The sequence below is a fragment of the Alcanivorax sp. HI0044 genome (assembly GCF_001634945.1).
In genome coordinates this window covers 1-548 of the sequence record NZ_LWEZ01001955.1, presented here as the reverse complement: position 1 = coordinate 548, position 548 = coordinate 1, and the positions used below count along the sequence as shown (strand labels likewise).

1 protein-coding gene is annotated in these 548 nt (G+C 60.3%); it reads left to right on the top strand.

The genetic code is table 11. The annotated features are described in order from the left end of the window. Nucleotides 1-548, top strand: a 548-nt coding sequence (locus A3730_RS29025; protein WP_255364336.1) for a Mur ligase family protein, incomplete at both ends; no start/stop codon positions are given.

Here is a 548-nt window from a genome sequence, read left to right as displayed (position 1 = left end):
AATTGTCCAGCTTCCAGCTGGAAACCACTTACAGCCTGAGTGCAGAAGTGGCCACGGTTCTCAACGTGTCCCAGGACCATCTGGACCNTTACGCCAGTTTCGCCGATTACCTGGCGGCCAAGCAGCGCGTGTATGACGGTTGCCAGGTGGCAGTCTGGAACCGTGATGACCTGGCTACCCGTCCGCCGGCCACCGTGGCGCGCCAGATCAGTTTTGGTGCCCATCCGGAAGCGGATTACCGGCTGGATAGCGAAAACGGTCAGCTGCTGTGTCGGGGTGAGCGGCTGTTGTCGCTGTCCGAGCTGGCGCTGACCGGCCACCACAATGCCATGAATATTCTCTCGGTACTGGCGATCAGTGATGCGCTGTCCCTGAACCGGGACAAGGCCCTGGCCACCGTAAAAGCCTTCACCGGTCTGCCACACCGTTGTCAGTTGGTTGCGGAAGCCGGTGGCGTGCGCTGGTTCAACGATTCCAAGGCGACCAATGTGGGCGCCACGCTAGCTGCGCTCACCGGCATCGGTGAAAGCATTGAGGGCAAAGTCATT